General features: G+C 58.5%; 16 protein-coding genes. 4 read left to right on the top strand and 12 right to left on the bottom strand.

Annotated elements, in window-relative coordinates; all coding sequences use genetic code 11:
* The first annotated feature begins 248 nt into the window (after positions 1 to 248).
* Positions 249 to 926, top strand: a complete 678-nt coding sequence (locus tag CK911_RS02390) for a Crp/Fnr family transcriptional regulator (protein WP_098968853.1) — start codon at positions 249 to 251, stop codon at positions 924 to 926.
* Between the two features lie 90 nt (positions 927 to 1,016).
* On the opposite strand, the gene tsgA is transcribed toward CK911_RS02390, so the two are convergent.
* The 4 genes from tsgA to CK911_RS02370 all read right to left on the bottom strand — a co-directional run bounded on the left by tsgA (position 1,017) and on the right by CK911_RS02370 (position 4,434).
* The gene (tsgA, locus tag CK911_RS02385) at positions 1,017 to 2,180 is read right to left on the bottom strand and encodes an MFS transporter TsgA (RefSeq protein WP_098968852.1); all 1,164 of its coding nucleotides are present in this window, start codon (positions 2,178 to 2,180) and stop codon (positions 1,017 to 1,019) included.
* Between the two features lie 50 nt (positions 2,181 to 2,230).
* A complete protein-coding gene (deoD, locus tag CK911_RS02380) occupies positions 2,231 to 2,932 on the bottom strand; it encodes a purine-nucleoside phosphorylase (RefSeq protein ID WP_098968851.1) in 702 nt (233 codons plus the stop codon).
* Positions 2,933 to 3,253: 321 nt separating this feature from the next.
* Positions 3,254 to 3,835 carry a DUF1349 domain-containing protein gene (locus tag CK911_RS02375; RefSeq protein ID WP_098968850.1) on the bottom strand — a complete coding sequence of 194 codons (582 nt, stop codon included), beginning with the start codon at positions 3,833 to 3,835 and terminating at the stop codon, positions 3,254 to 3,256.
* Positions 3,836 to 4,056: 221 nt separating this feature from the next.
* On the bottom strand, positions 4,057 to 4,434 hold the full coding sequence (locus CK911_RS02370) for a hypothetical protein (RefSeq protein WP_005338113.1): 378 nt from the start codon (positions 4,432 to 4,434) through the stop codon (positions 4,057 to 4,059).
* 770 nt (positions 4,435 to 5,204) lie between these two features.
* Between CK911_RS02370 and CK911_RS02365 the strand changes: the two genes are divergently transcribed.
* Both CK911_RS02365 and CK911_RS02360 read left to right on the top strand, forming a co-directional pair.
* The gene (locus tag CK911_RS02365; protein ID WP_098968849.1) at positions 5,205 to 5,891 is read left to right on the top strand and encodes a hypothetical protein; all 687 of its coding nucleotides are present in this window, start codon (positions 5,205 to 5,207) and stop codon (positions 5,889 to 5,891) included.
* A gap of 62 nt (positions 5,892 to 5,953) precedes the next feature.
* Complete coding sequence (locus tag CK911_RS02360; RefSeq protein ID WP_098968848.1) at positions 5,954 to 6,580, top strand: EcsC family protein; 627 nt, start codon at positions 5,954 to 5,956, stop codon at positions 6,578 to 6,580.
* A gap of 72 nt (positions 6,581 to 6,652) precedes the next feature.
* Here the strand turns inward: CK911_RS02360 and thrC are convergent, their stop codons facing one another.
* From thrC to CK911_RS02340, 4 genes are all read right to left on the bottom strand, one after another.
* Positions 6,653 to 7,939 (bottom strand): threonine synthase, encoded by a 1,287-nt coding sequence (gene thrC / locus CK911_RS02355; RefSeq protein WP_098968847.1) that lies wholly within the window; start codon positions 7,937 to 7,939, stop codon positions 6,653 to 6,655.
* Positions 7,936 to 8,946: a homoserine kinase gene (thrB, locus tag CK911_RS02350; protein ID WP_172953941.1), complete on the bottom strand. Its 1,011-nt coding sequence runs from the start codon at positions 8,944 to 8,946 to the stop codon at positions 7,936 to 7,938. The genes thrC and thrB overlap by 4 nt, the downstream gene beginning before the upstream one ends.
* 2 nt (positions 8,947 to 8,948) lie before the next feature.
* Complete coding sequence (gene thrA / locus CK911_RS02345; RefSeq protein ID WP_098968846.1) at positions 8,949 to 11,408, bottom strand: bifunctional aspartate kinase/homoserine dehydrogenase I; 2,460 nt, start codon at positions 11,406 to 11,408, stop codon at positions 8,949 to 8,951.
* Between the two features lie 263 nt (positions 11,409 to 11,671).
* Complete coding sequence (locus CK911_RS02340; RefSeq protein WP_098968845.1) at positions 11,672 to 12,376, bottom strand: tRNA/rRNA methyltransferase; 705 nt, start codon at positions 12,374 to 12,376, stop codon at positions 11,672 to 11,674.
* Positions 12,377 to 12,582: 206 nt separating this feature from the next.
* On the opposite strand from CK911_RS02340, the gene aceK reads away from it, so the two are divergent.
* Positions 12,583 to 14,310, top strand: a complete 1,728-nt coding sequence (gene aceK / locus CK911_RS02335; protein ID WP_098968844.1) for a bifunctional isocitrate dehydrogenase kinase/phosphatase — start codon at positions 12,583 to 12,585, stop codon at positions 14,308 to 14,310.
* Between the two features lie 76 nt (positions 14,311 to 14,386).
* Here aceK and tesB read toward each other — a convergent pair whose 3' ends face one another.
* From tesB to CK911_RS02315, 4 genes are all read right to left on the bottom strand, one after another.
* Positions 14,387 to 15,253 (bottom strand): acyl-CoA thioesterase II, encoded by an 867-nt coding sequence (gene tesB / locus CK911_RS02330; RefSeq protein ID WP_042020670.1) that lies wholly within the window; start codon positions 15,251 to 15,253, stop codon positions 14,387 to 14,389.
* A 234-nt stretch (positions 15,254 to 15,487) separates the two neighbouring features.
* Positions 15,488 to 16,411, bottom strand: coding sequence for a 23S rRNA pseudouridine(2605) synthase RluB (rluB, locus tag CK911_RS02325; RefSeq protein ID WP_042020669.1), 924 nt, complete (start codon positions 16,409 to 16,411; stop codon positions 15,488 to 15,490).
* Positions 16,404 to 17,000 (bottom strand): SMC-Scp complex subunit ScpB, encoded by a 597-nt coding sequence (gene scpB / locus CK911_RS02320; protein ID WP_068977071.1) that lies wholly within the window; start codon positions 16,998 to 17,000, stop codon positions 16,404 to 16,406. Before scpB ends, rluB begins: the two co-directional genes overlap by 8 nt.
* A 35-nt stretch (positions 17,001 to 17,035) precedes the next feature.
* The gene (locus CK911_RS02315) at positions 17,036 to 17,890 is read right to left on the bottom strand and encodes a ScpA family protein (protein ID WP_241658120.1); all 855 of its coding nucleotides are present in this window, start codon (positions 17,888 to 17,890) and stop codon (positions 17,036 to 17,038) included.
* Positions 17,891 to 17,899 lie beyond the last annotated feature (9 nt).

The following is a 17,899-nucleotide window of genomic DNA, read 5'->3' as shown; positions in this document are numbered from 1 at the left end:
TTTTCAAAGATGCAACAATTGAGCGGACTGGCGATCAGGATCACACACCAAAATGCCCCCGCCACCGGCCACTTGAAACGACCAGAAACAGGGCCATTCCCGCCATGCAGATCCGCCTTTCTGAATCATCACCCGCCATCTTGGTGTGGCGTGGTTGGGGGGCTAGGGGGAGTTGAATGGGGAGAGCTGGCATATCCCGATGCAAGCGTGTGTAATAGCCGTTTGTTTTCAGCAGGCGCGCGCACTTCATGCAACTCAAACCCCTTCTCAAGGGGCGCTTTCAGCCCCACTGGCAGGCCGGCCACGATCTGATCGAACAGGTGGTCAGCTCCTGCATCACGGAGCGGCGGCTTATCCCGGAAGGGGAGCCCCTGATGCGCCAGGGGGAGCCGTTGCGGGATCTGGTGCTGGTGCCGAGCGGCCGCATCGCCATGGGCCACACCGCCATGAACGGTCGCCGCTTTCAGCTCGGCACCCTGGAGTGTGATAACCAGCTGTTTGGCGAGATGGAGTTCTTCACCGGCTACCGCTGCCAGCTCGACATCATGGCCGAGGAGCCGATGGAAGTGGCCCGCATCGACGGTGAACGGCTGGAGCAGGCGCTGGTCGCCCACCCCAGAGTGGCGCTCTTCTTCGCCACGGCCATTGCCATCGACTATCAGGACACGGTGGATATCTTCACCTGCCGCATGCTCTATCCCATCAGCTACAACATCGCCCTCGACCTCTATCACAGCCACTGCCACGACAACCCGGTGAGCGGCTTTCGCAAGGGGTATCAGGAGGCAGAGCGCTTCGGCACCACGGACCGCGTCTACCGGCGGGCGGTGAAAGAGCTGATGGATAAAGGATTGGTGGAGCGCGGCGAAGAAGGATTGCAGATCCGCGATCTGGCGGGGCTCAAGGCGTTTCTGGAACAGCCATAAACAAAGCAGGCAACGCCCGCCAACAGGGTGCAATAACAGGATAAAAAGAGGGGCGGTCGATACCGCCCCTCTTGCTATTCAATCCCTACATCAGGCCAGACAAGGCTGGGGCCGGGCCATCCGCAGCGAGGCCACCAGCATGGCAAGGATCAGGCCGTAGATCAGCGGGATGGCGTACATCACCGCCTGCAAGCCGATCACCTGCTCCAGCAGGGCGCTGATGGCCGGGCTGAACATGGCCCCCGCGCTGCCGCTGATAAGGATGTAGGAGACGTTCTTGCTCGATGCCTGGCGCACAAACGACACCCCGTAGGCGATAAAGGCGTTGTAGAGCGCGGCGCAGACAAAGCCGTAACCATAGGTGAGGTAAGGCAGATGGCTCAGGTTGTCGGTGGTAACGATCAAGGTCGTCATCCCCATCGCCAATGTGATGATCACCAAGAGGAAGGTGCGGATCGGAATGCGGGTCACGATAGCGGTAGAGACCAGGGCGCCGAGCAGGGCCGCCGTCCAGTACTGGGTAATGATGTTGCCCGCCTCCTCGAAGGGGATGCCGAACTTGTTCTTCACGAACATGGGCGCCCAGGTGAGGAAGGTGTAAAGCGCCAGCATGCCGAGAAAGAGCCCCAGCCCGCCGCTGATGATGCCGAGGTTCCACTCCGATTGTTCGTTGCCGGCACTCTCGCCCCCCGCCTCGCAGCTGCGAAAATTGGTCAGCACCGCCACCAGCATGGTGGCCAGCGCCACCACGCCCACCGCCAGATAGCTCCAGCTCCACGCCATGGCGTGAGTCAGGGTGTAAGTGGTGATGAGAGGGAAAACCACCCCGGCCACGTTGAAGGTGGCATCCTGCACCACCAGCATGGTGCTCTGGATCCGCGCCTTCCAGACACTGACCACCAGGGTCCCCGCGATGCAGAGCCCCACCCCGCCGCACAGGCCGATCACCGTCATGGCCGCCATCACCACATAGAGGGAACCGGTCAGATGGAGCGAAGCCGCCGCCAGCGCGATCAGACCGTAGCAGAGCAGCGTCATCCGCTTGAGCCCCACCTTCTCGATGAGGAAGAAGGCGGCAATGGTGCCCGCCAGCGCCCCGCCGTTAAGCAGGGAGAAGATGGAGGCCACCTGATTGACATCGGCGCCAAACTTGGCGGCGATGGGTTCGATCAGCATGCCGAACTGGGTCGCAAAACCGGCCATCACGAAGTTGGCCAGGAAGCTGATGGCAGTGAGGGAGAGCTTATTGTTCATATTGGGTCTCTCATAAAGGTCAGGGTGCGTGCAGGGTTGGGCCGCGGCGCTTACAGCGCGGTGTGCAGCGCCAGCTCGATCATCTGGTTGAAGGAGAGCTGCCGCTCTTCGGCAGTAGTTTCTTCACCGGTCAGGCAGTGGTCGGAGACCGTCAGGATGGCGAGCGCCTCGATCCCCTGCTGATGAGCCAGCCCGTAGAGACCGGCCACCTCCATGTCGATGCCGAGCACGCCGAACTTTTCCAGCGCCGGGATCAGGTTTTCGTCCGGATCGTAATAGAGATCGCCGGTGAAGATATTGCCCACCTTGACCGGAATGGCCTTCTCCTGCGCCAGAGTGAACGCCTTGTGCAGCAGGGCGAAGTCAGCCGAAGTAGCCATCTGGTAACCGGCGCTGCGCTTGGCGTTGGTCGGGGAATCGGTACCCGCCGCCTGCGCCAGAATGACGTCACGCATCTGCACGTGGCGCTGGGTCGCTCCCAGACTACCGATACGGATGATGCGCTTGACCCCGAAGTCGTTCACCAACTCGTGAGCGTAGAGCACCATGGAGGGGATCCCCATGCCGTGGCCCATCACCGAGATGCGCTGGCCGTTGTAGTAACCGGTGTAGCCCAGCATATTGCGCACATTGGTCACCTCGCGCGCATCGGTCAGAAAGGTCTCGGCGATATAGCGGGCCCGCAGCGGGTCCCCCGGCATGATGACGGTTTCGGCAAAATCACCCGGGTTGGCATTGATATGAGCGGTCATTATTGTTGTGCTCCAGTTTGACTCGTGTTGATGAGCGCATCCTAGCCCCCGCCCCGCCGCCCCTTGCAGGACAAAAGTCCTGTTGCCCCGATCGAGATCCCAGTTCCGGCAACTTGTTGTCTGCTGCGTTGTTTGCTGCCTTGTTTTCTACGTGGCTTGCCCGCCACGGTCACCCGCCACTCCTGACCTACCGGGCAAGCGGCATAAAAAAGCGGAAGGGCGACAGCCCTCCCGCTCGATAGACCCTGCCACTGGCGCAACGGGCCGATGAAATGGTTCGCTCTGCCGGTTAACGCTTTCACTACGGCAACAAACGCTGGCCTAGCTCAAATCATGCAGCGCCTTGCCAAGGGGCGGCGTGAGGCGCAGATCCGAGAAGTGCACCGCCAGCCCCTGCCGCTCCGGGGTGCAGCACATCACTCCGATAAAGCAGCGCTCGCCGGGCGGGAACGGGGCGAGGCGCAGCAGCGGCCACACCTTGCCATCGGTGGAGTATTGCAGACGCAGGCAATCGGCCAGCCGGGTCAACCGCAGCCAGAAGCGACGCGGATTGCCGGTGAAAATGCCGGTGGCCCAGTCGGAGCGCGGATTGGTGAGCACGCTGCCGATCATCGGCTGGGCATCGTTGTATTCGATCCCCGCTTTGAGCCAGTGCGCGTCGTCTTGCAGCAGCATCAATCCCGCCTGATCGTAGAGGGTGGTGAACTCCCCCTCGACGCAGACCTGAAAGGTAAACTCCCCCGCCACCTCACAGCCATAGAGATGCCCGTTGTGGCGCTCGAAACCATACCAGGTGCTGCGCCAAAAATCGGTCTGTTTGTCCGTGACCACCTGCAAACCATCGCTGGTCTGGTGCCACTCGGCCGGCTCATTGAGCCAGCGCCACGCCTTGCCTTCCATCATCCTGCTTTGCTCCTCTTATCTCGCGAATGATCCCGCCATCGCCAACATGCACCGGGTCGGTCACGACTGGTCATGGCTGCACCTCTGCGGAACCCATAAAAGGAGTCAATAGTGTCGCTATTGCCGCCCCGATACAAGGTTTGTGCGTTGCGCCATCAGTGCGCCCAAAAAGCGCAGGGGGCCTGATGGCCCCCCGCAAACACACCGGATGAGAAAATGCCTTACTTGGCGGCGCTATCTTTCACGCACTTCTGGACAAAGCTGTTCTTGGCCGCACCAGCCAGCTTCTTGTCGGCCGCCGCCTTCTCGCACTTGGCCGCCGGATCCACCGCCGCGCCCGTCTTCACGCACTTCTGGATAAAGCTGTTCTTGGCCGCACCGGCCAGCTTCTTGTCAGCCGCTGCCTTCTCGCACTCGCCGGTCGCAGCGCCAGCGGCATCTTTCACGCACTTGCCGACAAAGCTGGTCTTGGCGGCGCCATTTAGCTTTTTGGCCGCAGCCTGCGCCTCGCACTGCAACTGGGCTGCGTCGTTGGCAAAGACCGGATTGGCCAGCAGCACGCTGCCGCAGAGCAGGCCGAACAGGATGGTACGCTTCATGGGAGATCCCCCCTCTATCTGGTGATGTGTCTGCATGGTCATATTTGCATGACGATGTGTTGCAAATGGCTGTGATGGCAACAGCTGATTGTTGCCGCAGATCCCCCGCCTCGCCAGCTTGGGAGACGGAGCAGAGAGCAACCATCGCCCGCACTATAGCGCCGATTGGCTAAGCGGGATTGCCCTCAGCCAGCCCTTCCCCGACGGCAAGTCTGCCCCCTACTTTCCTGCCACGCCCGCCAACCCCAATAAAATCAAGGGCTATGGGAATCCTGTATCGTGCCGCTGCTATTTTTTGAGCTGGCGCATAAAACGTGAATTTTCCAATAGTTACGTCATCTTCTGACTGGCACATCCAGATCGACGAGGCTTATGATAGCCATCCGGTGCCTATTGTTGCGATGGGCTACTGCCCTCGCTGGTTAATTGCGCATTTTGGAATGCTGTAATCCACGGGCGGTAGCGTGGGGTTTTGCACAGTGATTGAAAATTCGTAGGTTGTCGCGGAGCGCAGCGAAGCTGCAATAAACGGGAGATATAATTTCCAAAATACGATAAGCATTTTGTCAAAAAATATCAAAAGCTAATTTTAATTTTCTCGGTAAATGTTTGACTCAACTTCGTTTTTTACCAATCTACAAGATTTAACCCAACATACGAGATGTATAAACGGGCTTTCAACACACCCAAATAATGATGGTAACCCATGATGAAAATGAAACCAACTTGTTCGCACTGCGCTTAATCATGCATACGAAATGAGATTAAAAATGCATATAAACATATCTATCGAAGATCACGTTGTACCACAACTATTCACTACTGCAATTGAAGCATATGAGATAGAACATCGAGCTCATCTGAATGGTAAATCTCATAAAAACCTTGAAACCTTTGGGTTGCTATGGGGATATTCAATCCCTCAAAAGGGAAGCCTTCCGGCACGAATTGTATCTACCATGGCAACTGTTGAAACATCTGCTTTAAGACATCAAAATTGGGTGCAACCAGATTTTGAATCAATCCAATCCAAAAAGAAGTTTTTCGAAAAATATTGGCCAAATATAGAATTAGTCGGCACATTTCACTCTCATCCTTATGACAGCCTGAGTGAAGTGACAAAGATAAAGGGATGGAGGGCTTCAGGCATTAGAGCTACAGGCAATGCTGGAGATGAAGAATTTTGGCCATTATTTCATAAAGAAGTATCACCTGAGCAACCTCATTTAGCTCATCTAATCATAACTATTGCAAAGTTAGAAAAAAGAGGATGGGCTTATCCTAATAGATTGCAAGGACAAGAAGAATCAAAAGGGTATGTTCTCTCTGCTGACGATCGAAAGCTATGGCTTCGAGCATATGCAACCGAAGCAAAAACTCAGAACACTATATTAAATTTCATTTTCTCAGATGAAGTGATTCTTGACATTCCTTCGCTACAAAAGAGATTCCTGTAAATTAACATTTCAACAACACCACTCCTAAGTAAACACATACATTAACTTAAAGAGATACTACTATGAGTAATGAATTATCTGAAAGTAAAGTAATGCAAGCTCTTGACTGGGCTTATGATAAAGCAATCAATGGTGTATCCGGCTTAGATTCCGCCTCAGAGTTAGCTGATAGTTATATGAAGACGAACAGTTCTCCAGTCGACATGGCGAACTCACTTATTCGTTGGCAAAATACCAAAGCCGGCACTTCAGGTTTTTTATCTGGCTTGGGCGGCATTATAACTATGCCGGTCACAATCCCCGCAAACATCGCAAGCGTAATGTATGTTCAAATAAGGATGATTGCAGCTATTGCTCACATAGGCGGGCATGATATCAAGGATGATAGAGTAAAAACCTTGGTATATGCATGCCTTACTGGGAATGCAGCAAAAGACATAATAAAGGATGCAGGCATTGTTATTGGAACTAAACTAACAACCAATGCAATCAAAAATATCTCTGGAAAAACCCTCATTGAAATTAATAAAAAAGTTGGCTTCCGCCTATTCACAAAATTTGGTGAAAAAGGTGTAATCAATCTAGGGAAGGCTGTGCCATTAGTCGGAGGAATTATCGGTGGCAGTATGGACTCTATAGCAACCAATACCATTGGAAATATTGCCAGAGATACATTCATTACAAACTAACGACAAAAAACCATAATAAATCCCCCGTTACCGGGGGATTTTTATTTCTATCGATTATCTCAGCTCAGCGGCTTAACCCACTAAAAACGCCCTTAACCGGGCAAACTCCGCAGGAAAATTAACAGAGAGCAGCGGCAGCTCGGCGTGCTTGGCCAGCGGGCCGGGTAGCGGTACATCGAGATTGAGGATCTCGTCCACCGACTCCTTGAACTTGGCAGGATGAGCGGTGCAGAGGAAGACCCCTACTTCGTCCTCAGCCAGCTGTTCGCCCAGCAGATCCCAGGCGATGGCGCCGTGGGGTTCACACAGGTAATCCAGCTGGTGCAGGCGTTTAAGGGCATCGCGAGTCTCGGCATCGCTGCGCATGCCGGAGCCCAGGGTTTCCAGCGCCCAGCCGTTGCGGCGGCACAGCTCTTCTACTCGCGGCCAGTTGTTGGGGCGGCTAACATCCATGGCGTTCGACAGAGTCGCCACCGTCTGGTGCGGCTCCCACTGACCGGTTTTCAGGTAGCGTGGCACGGTATCGTTGGCGTTGGTGGCGGCGATAAAGCGCTTCACCGGCAGCCCCAGCGCCTTGGCGATAAGACCTGCGGTGAGGTTGCCAAAGTTGCCGGACGGCACGCTGATGACCGCCTTGGCGCGGTCGGCTTTCGGTAGCTGGGCCACTGCTTCGAAGTAGTAGCAAACCTGCGCCAGCAGACGGCTGATATTGATGGAGTTGGCGGAGTTGAGACCAATGGCCTTTTTCAGCACCTCGTCGTCAAAGGCCTGTTTTACCAGCGCCTGACAGGCATCGAAGTCGCCATCGATGGCGATGGTGCGGATATTGCCGCCGAGGGTGCAGAAGAGCTTCTCCTGCAAGGGGCTGATCTTGCCCTTGGGATAGAGGATCACCACCTCAATCCCCTCCAGCCCGTAGAAGGCGTGGGCCACGGCGGCGCCGGTGTCGCCGGAGGTGGCGGTGAGGATGGTGATCTTGTCGTTGGTTCTAAAGGCCGCGAGACACTGGGCCATAAAGCGGCCGCCGAAATCCTTGAACGCCAGGGTCGGGCCGTGGAACAGTTCAAGGGCATATATTTTGCGATCGGAGCCATCCTTGAGTTTCACCAGCGGCGCCGGGAAGGTGAAGGCGGCATTGATCAGCTCGCTGACCTTGGTGGCGGGCACTTCGTCCCCCAGCAGGTGGCTGATGATGCGGGCAGAGCGTTCGGCCAGCGGCAGATCGAGCAGAGCATCCACATCGGCCAGCGGCGCAATCACTTCGGGGAAGAACAGACCCTGATCGCGACCCAGACCCTGACGCACCGCCTGCGCGAAGCTCACCTGTTCACTGTTGTCCTTGATATTGTAAAGATTCATAGCTCGCTTCCTGTTACCCGTGCCCCGGCCATGTCCAGTTTGCAGACCTGGGCAAATCCATCTTCGTTCTGCACGAAATGTGCTTCCATCCAATCCTTCATCCGCTCGGCCTGCGCCAGATCCTTCATCACCACAAACACGGTGGGACCGGAACCTGAGATGCCGGTGGCCAGCGCCCCGTTCTGGGCAGCCTGAGCCCGCACTTCGGCAAAGCCTTCGATCAGCGCCGCGCGGTAGGGTTCGGCAATCACGTCTTTCAGTACGCTGGCAGCCAGCCCCTCCTGCCCTGTGTAGCTGGCGTGGACAAAGGCAGCCAAGCGGCGACCATAGGTGAGGCAATCCTGACGGCGATATTGGGCTGGCAGAATGGCGCGGGCGGCGGCGGTGGAGACCACTGTGCCCGGGTAGCAGACAACCCAGTACCACTCGTCAAACACCGGAATGCCCTGACTAATGACGCCGTGCTCTTCCAGCACCAGCTGCATGCCGCCCAGATAGCAGGGGGCCACGTTGTCGTAGTGGACAGAGCCGGAAATGCGACCCTCCATCTCCCCCATCAGCAGCAGCATGTCGTGCTCATTGAGCGGCTCGCCGTGGAAGGCGTTGAGCCCTTCAAGGGCCGCCACCACGCTGCAAGCACTGGAACCCAGACCCGAGCCGACCGGCAGGTTCTTCTCCAGCACCATCGCCAGCGGCTTGAGTGTCAGACCGCGCTTCTCCAGCGCCTCGCCATAGGCGACCCAGCAGTCGAACAGGATATTCTTTTTCGGATCATCCGGCAGTTTGTGGGCGTAACGGCCCACAGAGGACAGCGCAAAAGGCACATCAGCGACTTTCACCTGCACCCGATCGCCGAGCAGGGAGCCATCCACGGGGGCGAGCGCCGCCCCCAGTACATCGAATCCCACGCTCAGGTTAGCGCTGGAGGCGGGAGCATAGGCGACCACACTTCTGTCATTACCCATGGCGCCTTCCGTCATATAGGGGGGGGACATGTCTGAACTCATGCTTACAACTCCTGCTTCCAGTTCTGGGTGCGCAGCACGTCGGCAAAGACGCCCGCCGCGGTCACTTCGGTACCGGCGCCATAGCCGCGCAGCACCAGCGGGATCGGCTGGTAGTAGGTGGAGAAGAAGGCGAGCGCGTTCTCCCCATCTTTGACCTTGAACAGCGGCTCATCGCCACCGACCGCCTTGATGGCGACCTTGCACTTGCCACCCTCAATGGAGCCCACATAGCGCAGCACCTTGCCTTCACGCTGGGCGGCCGCGAACTGATCGCGGAACCAGCCATCCGCTTCGGGCAGACGGGCCATAAAGGCTTCCACGTCGCCGCTGGCGTCAAAGCCCGGCGGCAGCGCCTGCTCCACGTCCACATCGGAGAGCTCCAGCGCCATGCCCGCCTCACGAGCCAGAATGAGCAGCTTGCGCGCCACATCCATACCGTTGAGATCGTCGCGGGGATCCGGCTCGGTAAAGCCGTTGCCACGAGCAATCTTGGTGGCTTCAGAGAAGGCCATCCCCTCATCCAGCTTGCCGAAGATAAAGGAGAGGGAACCGGAGAGGATGCCGTCGAAGGCACGCAGCTTGTCACCAGCCTTGATCAGGTTTTGCAGGTTCTCGATAACCGGCAGACCGGCGCCGACGTTGGTTTCATAGAGGAACTTGCGGCGAGTCTGGCGGGCAGTGCGACGCAGCGCCTTGTAGTAATCGAGCGAACCGGTGTTGGCCTTCTTGTTCGGAGTGACCACGTGGAAACCGGCGGCCAGGAAGTCGGCATACTGGACGGCAACCGCCTCGGAGGAGGTGCAGTCAACGATCACCGGGTTGATGATGTGGCTATCTTCCACCAGCTTTTTCACCCCTTCCAGCGAGAAGCTGTCGCGGGCTTCCACCAACTGTTCGCGCCAGTTGGCGAGGTTCAGGCCATCCTTGTTGACCGCCATCTGGCGGCTGTTGGCGATGCCCACTACCCGCAGGCCAGTGCCCTGCTCGGCCAGTACCGGTTGCTGGCGGGCGATCTGATCCACCAGCGCGGCGCCGACGCCACCGACCCCGACCACAAAGAGATCGATAAACTGCTGGCTGCCAAAGAAGTTCTGGTGACACGCCTTGATGGCTTCCGCCACCTTGCGATCCCGCACTACCGCCGAGATGGAGCGCTCGCTGGAGCCTTGGGCGATGGCGACGATATTGATGGAGGCTTGCGCCAGCGAAGTGAAGAAGCGGGCCGCCATCCCTTTGCTGGTGCGCATGCCGTCACCGATGAGGGAGATGATCGCCAGATCGCTGATGATATCCAGCGGCTCCAGCAGCTGGTTTTTGAATTCGAGCTCGAACTCGCGCTCCAGCACCTTGCGGGTCTTGTCCTGGTCGTAGCTGTGGATACAGAAGCTGACGCTGTATTCGGAGGATGACTGGGTGATCAGCACGATGCTGACCCCGGCGCGGGAGACAGCTGAGAAGATGCGACCGGCCATGCCGACCATCCCCTTCATGCCGGGGCCGGAGACGTTGAACATGCACATGCCGGAGAGATCCGAGATGGCCTTCACTTTCAGGTCATCATCGCCGCTCTCCGGGCCAATCAGGGTGCCCGGCCCCTGCGGGTTGAAGCTGTTCTTGATGAGGCAGGGAATATGGAACTGGGCCACCGGCGCGATGGTTTTCGGGTGCAGCACCTTGGCGCCGAAGTAGGAGAGCTCCATCGCCTCCTTGTAGGAGAGAGTTTTCAGCAAGTAGGCATCCGGCACCAGACGGGGATCGCAGCTGTAGCAGCCCTCGACGTCAGTCCAGATCTCGCAGCACTCGGCATCGACACAGGCGGCCAGCACGGCAGCGGAGTAGTCGGAGCCGTTACGGCCCAGCAGCACGGTCTCGCCCTTGTCGCTGCCACCGGTAAAGCCCGGCATCAGGTAGAGGCAATCGTTACGCAGCCCCTTGGCAGCAAAGCGCAGGCGGGAGGCTTCGATATCGACGTGGGCTTCCAGATAACCGCCGTCGGTGACCAGCAGCTCTTCCGGTACGATCAGCTCCAGATCCAGACCGCGCACCCGCAGCAGTTCGTGCATAAAGGCGATCGAGAGGTTCTCGCCACGGCTCAGAATGCGCGCCTGCACGTTGTCCGGGCAGAGGCCCAGCAGACGGATGCCCTGCATCAGGCGCTCCACCTGATCCAGCTCGGCGGTGAGACGGGCCAGCAGCGCCTTGTCATCGAGCGCCGGATAGGCCGCCTTCAACCCGGCCAGCAGTCGGGAGAAGATACCGTTGACTTCAAACAGGGTGGAACTGGCATCCATGCCGCGACTGGTCTGCTCGACCAGCGCCACCAGATGATTGGTCACCTTGGCAGGTGCAGAGAGCACCAGGGCTACCTGAGATTGGCCGTGGGTGTTGACCGCGATATCGGCCACCCGTAAAAAACGCTCTGCATCGGCCAGTGAAGACCCGCCAAATTTCAACACTCTCATCGCTTTCTCTCCCTGTAAGTCTATGAAATTCAATCTAAAAACCAATCCAACAAAAAGGCCCGTACTGGGTGGGTACGGGCCTTTTTTGATTTCTGTGCTTGTTCGTCAGCGCATCAACCGGCCCCAGTGCCACCTGTGGTGGTACCGGTAATAATGGTGGTGGTGATGACGTTGGTGAATAACTGCATGACGAACACTCGTTGACGAAGCTGGCTTTTAGCAATACCGCGGCGGGCGATGGGCTGTCAACTTAAACCTCTTCGCTACTCACGCCCAAAGCGGCGCGCAAGGTCTTTGCAGAGCAGGTGGAGCATGTTCAAATCCCGCTGCGGCAGCATGGGCACCCGGTCCATCACCCATTGATGCAGTTTTTCATCCTGCGAAACTCCGAGTTCACCCAGCAATTCTGCTGTTTTGCTTTTCAGCACCCGAACCTGCCCGGCGTTATCAAAATTTTCTGCTACCGCAGCGGCACCATCGGCGTTCAGCTCATCCATCAGCTGACTCATCTCGTAGGCGTAGAGCATGATCGCCTGCCCCAGATTGAGAGACGGGTAGCTCACCTTGAGGGGCAGATAGCTGATGAGATCGACCTCGGCCAGCTGCTCGTTGGAGAGCCCCGACTCCTCGCAGCCAAAGACGATGGCCACCTTGTTGAGTGAAGGTTTGCTGCGGATCTGCTCGCGGATCTCCCCCGGCGTGAGGTAGTGCTGGTAGCGACCGCGCTCACGGGCAGTGGTGGCGATCACCAGATCCATGTCCGCCAGCGCCTCGGACAGGGTGTCAAACGCCTCGGCCTGGGTCAGGATCTCCTGGGCGCCGTGGGCCACCCAGCTCGCCTCCTCCTCTTCATGTACCCGGCTCGCCACCAGTCGCATGGCATCGAATCCCATGGTTTTCATGGCGCGGGCAGCAGCCCCCACATTCGCAGGACGGGCAGGTGCCACCAGGACAAAATAGAGCTTCATCGGGTTTCCTCACAGGCCAAACGGCCTCTCAAACAGACAGCAAACAGTCGCTAAACCATCAGCAAAACAGGGGCGCAATCTACCGTTTATCCCCGAAAATTGCCACTTGAACAGACGTTTGAATGTTGCGATAGTGGCCAGACGTGTGAACAAATTACACCCAATCCTTCGCGCTATCGGCCCGACAGATCACAAGGAAGAGAGAGATGCAGCAGCCATTGGAACAGGCCGTCGCCGAGACGATTCTGCAACGCTTCGAGTCGTTTTACAGCCGGTTTCTCGAAATCACCCAGGGCAGCAAGAGCCGCTTCGAGAACAGTGACTGGCTGGGGGTGCAGCTCGCCGGACGGGAGCGCATTCGCCTCTATGACCACCATGTGGGGGCCACCGCCAGCTCCATCCGCCAGATGATGGGGGAGCACCACGCCACTCAGGAGCTGCTCAAGCGGGTTAAAAGCGCCTTCAGCGATCTGCTGCCCCGTTGTGACAACTTCGAGGTGGCAGAGTCCTTCTTCAACTCCGTCTATCGCCGGATCTTTCGCCATCGTAATATCCGCGACGAGAACCTCTATATCCACCCCTTTGTCAGCCGTGGCGAAAAACCTGACTTGAGCGCATTGCTGCGGGTCTATCGCACCGATCTGGCTCACTTGCCGCAGACCTTGAGCCAGCTTTTGGGGGACTACAGCTTCACCCTCCCCTACGAGGACAAGCAGCGGGATATTGTCGACATCCACCGTCATCTTGCGGAGAACGGCCCGCAAATCATCCATGACGAGCCGTTTGCCATCGAACTGTTGAAAGAGGTGTTCTACCGCAACAAGGGGGCCTATCTGGTGGGGCTGATCCGGGCTCGGGATCAGGTCTTCCCCTTTATCCTGCCCCTGCTCAGCACCGGCCACAGCATCTACGTGGACACCGTCATCTTCGAGCCGGATCTCGCCTCCATCGTGTTTGGCTTCGCCCGCGCCTACTTCATGGTCTATGCCCGCGAACCGGCGCTGTTTGTCGCCTTCCTGCGCCAAATCATGCCCCACAAGCCCGATTACGAGATCTACAACGCCATCGGCTGCCAGAAGCATGGCAAGACCGAGCTCTATCGCCACTACCGCCACCATCTGGCCCAAAGTCGGGATCAGTTCATCATCGCCCCCGGCATCAAGGGGATGGTGATGAGCGTGTTTACCCTCCCCTCCTATGATGTGGTGTTCAAGGTGATAAAAGACGAGTTCACTCCCCCCAAGGATGTGAGCCACGAGCAGGTGAAGGCGAAGTACCGGCTGGTTAAACAGCACGATCGGGTTGGCCGCATGGCCGATACCCAGGAGTTCACCAACTTCGAGTTTCCACTGGATCGCATCTCGCCGGAACTCCTTGCCGAGCTCAAGACGGTGGCGCCCTCGGCCCTCACCATCAACGACGACAAACTGGTGATCAAGCACCTCTACACCGAGCGCAAGATGATCCCCCTCAACCTCTATCTCGACAAGGCGGACGAGCAGCAGACCCGCCTCGCACTGGAGGAATACGGCAACGCCATCAAGCAGCTGGCGGCGGCCAACATCTTCCCGGGGGACATGCTGTTCAAGAACTTTGGCGTCACCCGTCACGGCCGGGTGGTGTTCTACGACTACGACGAGATCTGCTACATGACGGAGTGCAACTTCCGCCAGATCCCACCGCCGCGCTACCCCGAGGATGAGCTGTGCGCCGAGCCCTGGTACTCGGTGGCCCCCAACGACATCTTCCCCGAGGAGTTCGCCACCTTCCTGCTGCAAAAGCCACTGGTGCGGGAGATCATGTTGCAACTGCACAAGGAGATGTTCGACGCTAACTACTGGAAGATGCTGCAGAGCAACATCAAGGTGGGGGTGTTCGAGGATGTCTATCCCTACCGGCGCAAAAAACGCTTCAAGTACCAGCGCGGCGGCTGACCGGCATCGCCAGCGCAATAGCAAAAATAAAAACGGGGTGGCCCAAGCCACCCCGTTTTGCTATCCGCTTTGCGCCTTAACTGCCGCGACGGCGGATCACTCCTTCCTGCATGGTGCTCGCCACCAGCATGCCATCACGGGTAAAGAACTGGCCGCGCACCAGACCGCGACCGCCGCTGGCGCTCGGGCTGTCTACCACGTAGAGCAGCCAGTCGTCGAAGCGGAAATCCCGGTGGAACCACATGGAGTGGTCGATGGTGGCCACCTGCATCCCCGGCTCCCAGTACGACACCCCGTGGGGCTGCAGGGAGGTGAGCAGGAAGTTGAAGTCGGAGGCATAGGCCAGCAGGTATTTGTGGATCCGCAGATCGTCAGGCATCTGGCCATTGGCCTTGAACCAGACGTGACGCACCGGATCCTGCACCGTCGGCCGAATAGGATCGACCAAAGTGACCGGGCGCATCTCGATGGGCTGCTCGCAGAGGATCTTGTCCCGCAGGGAGGCCGGGATCAGGTTCTCGTAGGGGCGCACCAGCTCCAACTCGCTCTTGAGCTCTTCCGGCGGGGTGATGCCGGTGGGCATCTGCGCCTGATGTTCGAAGCCGTCGGCCGGCACCTGAAACGAGGCGTTGAGATAGAAAATGGGCTTGCCGCCCTGAATCGCCTTGACCCGGCGGGTGGAGACGGTCTGGCCGTCGCGGATATTCTCCACGTCATAGACGATGGGGCGGGTCACATCCCCCGGACGCAGGAAGTAGGAGTGAAAACTGTGAACCTGACGGCCGCTCTCGACCGTCTGCTTGGCGGCTGACAAGGCCTGCCCCATTACCTGTCCGCCAAACACGGCCCGCAGACCGAGATCCTGGCTCTGGCCCCGAAACAGGCCCTCCTCGATTTTTTCCAGCGCCAGCAACGCCAGCAGCTCATCAAGTACCTTACTCATCGTTCACTCCTCTATCAGAGCCGCACAGGCTAGCAAGCCAGCTCGGGCAGGGCAACCACGGCGGCGCCTCTGCGGACGAAGAAGTGACATAAAGGCCACTGCCCCCCTTCCCGACGCACTTGCAAGAGACCGGGTCGTCGTCACAGCTAAAAAAAAGCCCGCACCATAAGGTGCGGGCTTTGATGGCGAGGGTGGCACCGGTTGAGGGTGAACCCACTGCGCAATAACGGCCGCTTACTTGCTGCCGGTACCGGAGTTGCGGGTAGAGGCTTGCGGCTTGCGACGGGCCGTGGTGCTGCGAGCGCGCGGCTCCATGCCTTGCATATCCTTGTGACGCTTGACGGCGCGGCGGATCTGGGCGGCCTGCTTGTGACGGCTGGTTTTGCCATCTTGTTGCAGGTCAACCTTGGATTCGGTCTCCGGCTGCAGATGCACCAGACCACGCAGGTAGTTCACTTCCGGCAGTTTCAGCTCCTGCCAGCCACCACGGGGGATGCCACGATCCAGGGTCACGTCACCGTAACGGATCCGCATCAGGCGGCTCACCTGCACTTCCTGTGATTCCCACAGACGGCGCACTTCACGGTTGCGACCTTCGGTCAGGGTGACGTTGAACCACTGGTTCAGACCTTCGCCGCCAGCCGGTTTGATCTTGTTGAACTTGGCGGTGCCATCTTCCAGCTGCACGCCTTTGCGCAGGCGCTGCAGCATGGCTTCGGTGATTTCGCCAAACACACGTACCGCGTATTCGCGCTCTACCTGGTGGCTCGGGTGCATCAGGCGGTTGGCCAGCTCACCGTCGGTGGTGAACAGCAACAGACCGGAGGTGTTGACGTCAAGGCGGCCAACCGCAATCCAGCGGGCACCTTCCATCTTGGGCAGACGATCAAACACGGTGGGACGACCTTCCGGATCGTGACGGGTACACATCTCCCCTTCCGGCTTGTGATAAGCCAGCACGCGGCAGATGACCTCTTCCGCGGCACGGGTCTTGATCTGGTGACCATCTACCCGGATCACGGCGTTCACTTCGACGCGATCCCCCAGTGTGGCGACCTTGCCATCCACACTGACCCGACCTGCGGTGATCAGGGCCTCCATCTCACGACGGGAGCCGTGACCCGCGCGGGCCAACACTTTTTGCAGTTTTTCACTCATCGGGGTTACCTGATTGTTGATCGCTGCCACCCTCCGCCATTGGCATGGGGGGCAACGGGGGTTGCAGATCCGGATCCAGCTCGGGGAGCTGTTCCAGACTCTGCAGATTAAAATAATCCAGAAACTCTCTGGTGGTGGCGAGCAGCTCGGGGCGGCCTGCTACCTCTTTGTGGCCGATGCTGCGCACCCAACCACGCTCTTTCAAGGTATTCACTATCTGGCTCGACACCGCCACCCCGCGGATCGCTTCGATCTCGGCACGGGTGATGGGCTGGCGATAGGCGATCAACGTCAGCGTCTCCATCACGGCGCGGGAATAGCGGGGCGCCCGCTCGCTCCAGAGCCTTGACAGCTCCTCGGCATACTCCTGACGCGCCTGAAAACGCCAACCGGAGGCGACCTCTTTGAGCTCGACTCCACGCGTACTGTAATCTTGCCTGATCTCGGCCAACAGCAGCTGAACATAGCGGCTGGTCACCGGGTAATCCGCCAGCACGCTGCTTTTCAGCTCGCTGACGTTGAGCGGACGACCGGCCACGAACAACGCCGCCTCGATCAGGGTCTTTAATCGTTCAGCAGGGAGTGCCATTACACGCCCCTCCCTGCATCAGGGTCTTGAGCCGTTCAGTGGGCAGCGCCATGGTTGCCCTCCTCACTCTGGCTGGCCAATGCAAAATAGATTTGGCCCAAAGGTTGGGCTTGCAGGACCCAGATCAGCTGTTCCTTGCACAGCTCCAGCAGGGCCAAAAACGTCACCAACACGCCCATGCGCCCCTCTTCGGCACGCAGCACCTGTTCTAGCCGCAAGGTCTGGCCCAACGAGAGCATGGCGAGGATCTCCGCCATGCGCACCCGGGTCGGGATCTGTTCGCGGCGGATCTGGTGATGTTCGAAATGAGTCGCGCGTTTTACCACACTTTGCATATAAAGAGCGAGCTCAACCAGCGAAACATCGGGCGCCAGTGGTTTGAGAGTGCCAAAATCGGGGGGCAAGGCGGTGGCGATAAAAATCTCCCGCTCCACCCGTGGCAGCTCATTGAGCCGCTCGCCCCCCACTTTGAACCGCTCGTACTCCTGCAGGCGACGAATAAGGGTAACCCGCGGGTCTTCCCCCTCCTCCTCATCTTCCAGCTCCGGCGCTTTGGGCAGCAGCAGGCGGGATTTGATCTCCGCCAGCCAAGCCGCCATCAGCAGATACTCTGCCGCCAGCTCAAGGTTGAGCCCCTGCATCAGCTCCACGTACTCCATGTACTGGGCGGTGATCTGCAGGATCGGCAGGTTGAGGATATCAAGCTGCTGACGCCGGATGAGGTAGAGCAGCAGATCGAGCGGCCCCTCGAAGGTATCGAGGAACACCTCAAGCGCATCGGGCGGGATGAACAAGTCCTGGGGCAGCTCGTGATAGGGCTGCCCCAGTACCCGCGCGATGGGGGATGGGATGGCTTGGGGGAGAACGGACTCCCCCGCTGCCTCCGCGATATGTGCGCC

Origin of the sequence: Aeromonas sp. CU5, from assembly GCF_002586745.1 — a bacterium.
GTDB classification, from domain to species: Bacteria; Pseudomonadota; Gammaproteobacteria; order Enterobacterales; family Aeromonadaceae; genus Aeromonas; species Aeromonas sobria.
Note: the sequence above shows the minus strand (reverse complement) of the source record. Positions and strands in the feature narration are given on the sequence as shown.

Bases quoted from the DNA above. Each gene is read 5' to 3' on its own strand.
- thrC (WP_098968847.1), bottom strand. From the start codon at position 7,939: ATGAATCTTTACAATATCAAGGACAACAGTGAACAGGTGAGCTTCGCG.
- CK911_RS02360 (WP_098968848.1), top strand. From the start codon at position 5,954: ATGAGTAATGAATTATCTGAAAGTAAAGTAATGCAAGCTCTTGACTGG.
- CK911_RS02390 (WP_098968853.1), top strand. From the start codon at position 249: ATGCAACTCAAACCCCTTCTCAAGGGGCGCTTTCAGCCCCACTGGCAG.
- CK911_RS02365 (WP_098968849.1), top strand. From the start codon at position 5,205: ATGCATATAAACATATCTATCGAAGATCACGTTGTACCACAACTATTC.
- scpB (WP_068977071.1), bottom strand. From the start codon at position 17,000: ATGGCACTCCCTGCTGAACGATTAAAGACCCTGATCGAGGCGGCGTTG.
- tsgA (WP_098968852.1), bottom strand. From the start codon at position 2,180: ATGAACAATAAGCTCTCCCTCACTGCCATCAGCTTCCTGGCCAACTTC.
- deoD (WP_098968851.1), bottom strand. From the start codon at position 2,932: ATGACCGCTCATATCAATGCCAACCCGGGTGATTTTGCCGAAACCGTC.
- rluB (WP_042020669.1), bottom strand. From the start codon at position 16,411: ATGAGTGAAAAACTGCAAAAAGTGTTGGCCCGCGCGGGTCACGGCTCC.
- CK911_RS02370 (WP_005338113.1), bottom strand. From the start codon at position 4,434: ATGAAGCGTACCATCCTGTTCGGCCTGCTCTGCGGCAGCGTGCTGCTG.
- aceK (WP_098968844.1), top strand. From the start codon at position 12,583: ATGCAGCAGCCATTGGAACAGGCCGTCGCCGAGACGATTCTGCAACGC.
- CK911_RS02340 (WP_098968845.1), bottom strand. From the start codon at position 12,376: ATGAAGCTCTATTTTGTCCTGGTGGCACCTGCCCGTCCTGCGAATGTG.
- thrB (WP_172953941.1), bottom strand. From the start codon at position 8,946: ATGAGTTCAGACATGTCCCCCCCCTATATGACGGAAGGCGCCATGGGT.
- tesB (WP_042020670.1), bottom strand. From the start codon at position 15,253: ATGAGTAAGGTACTTGATGAGCTGCTGGCGTTGCTGGCGCTGGAAAAA.
- CK911_RS02375 (WP_098968850.1), bottom strand. From the start codon at position 3,835: ATGATGGAAGGCAAGGCGTGGCGCTGGCTCAATGAGCCGGCCGAGTGG.
- thrA (WP_098968846.1), bottom strand. From the start codon at position 11,408: ATGAGAGTGTTGAAATTTGGCGGGTCTTCACTGGCCGATGCAGAGCGT.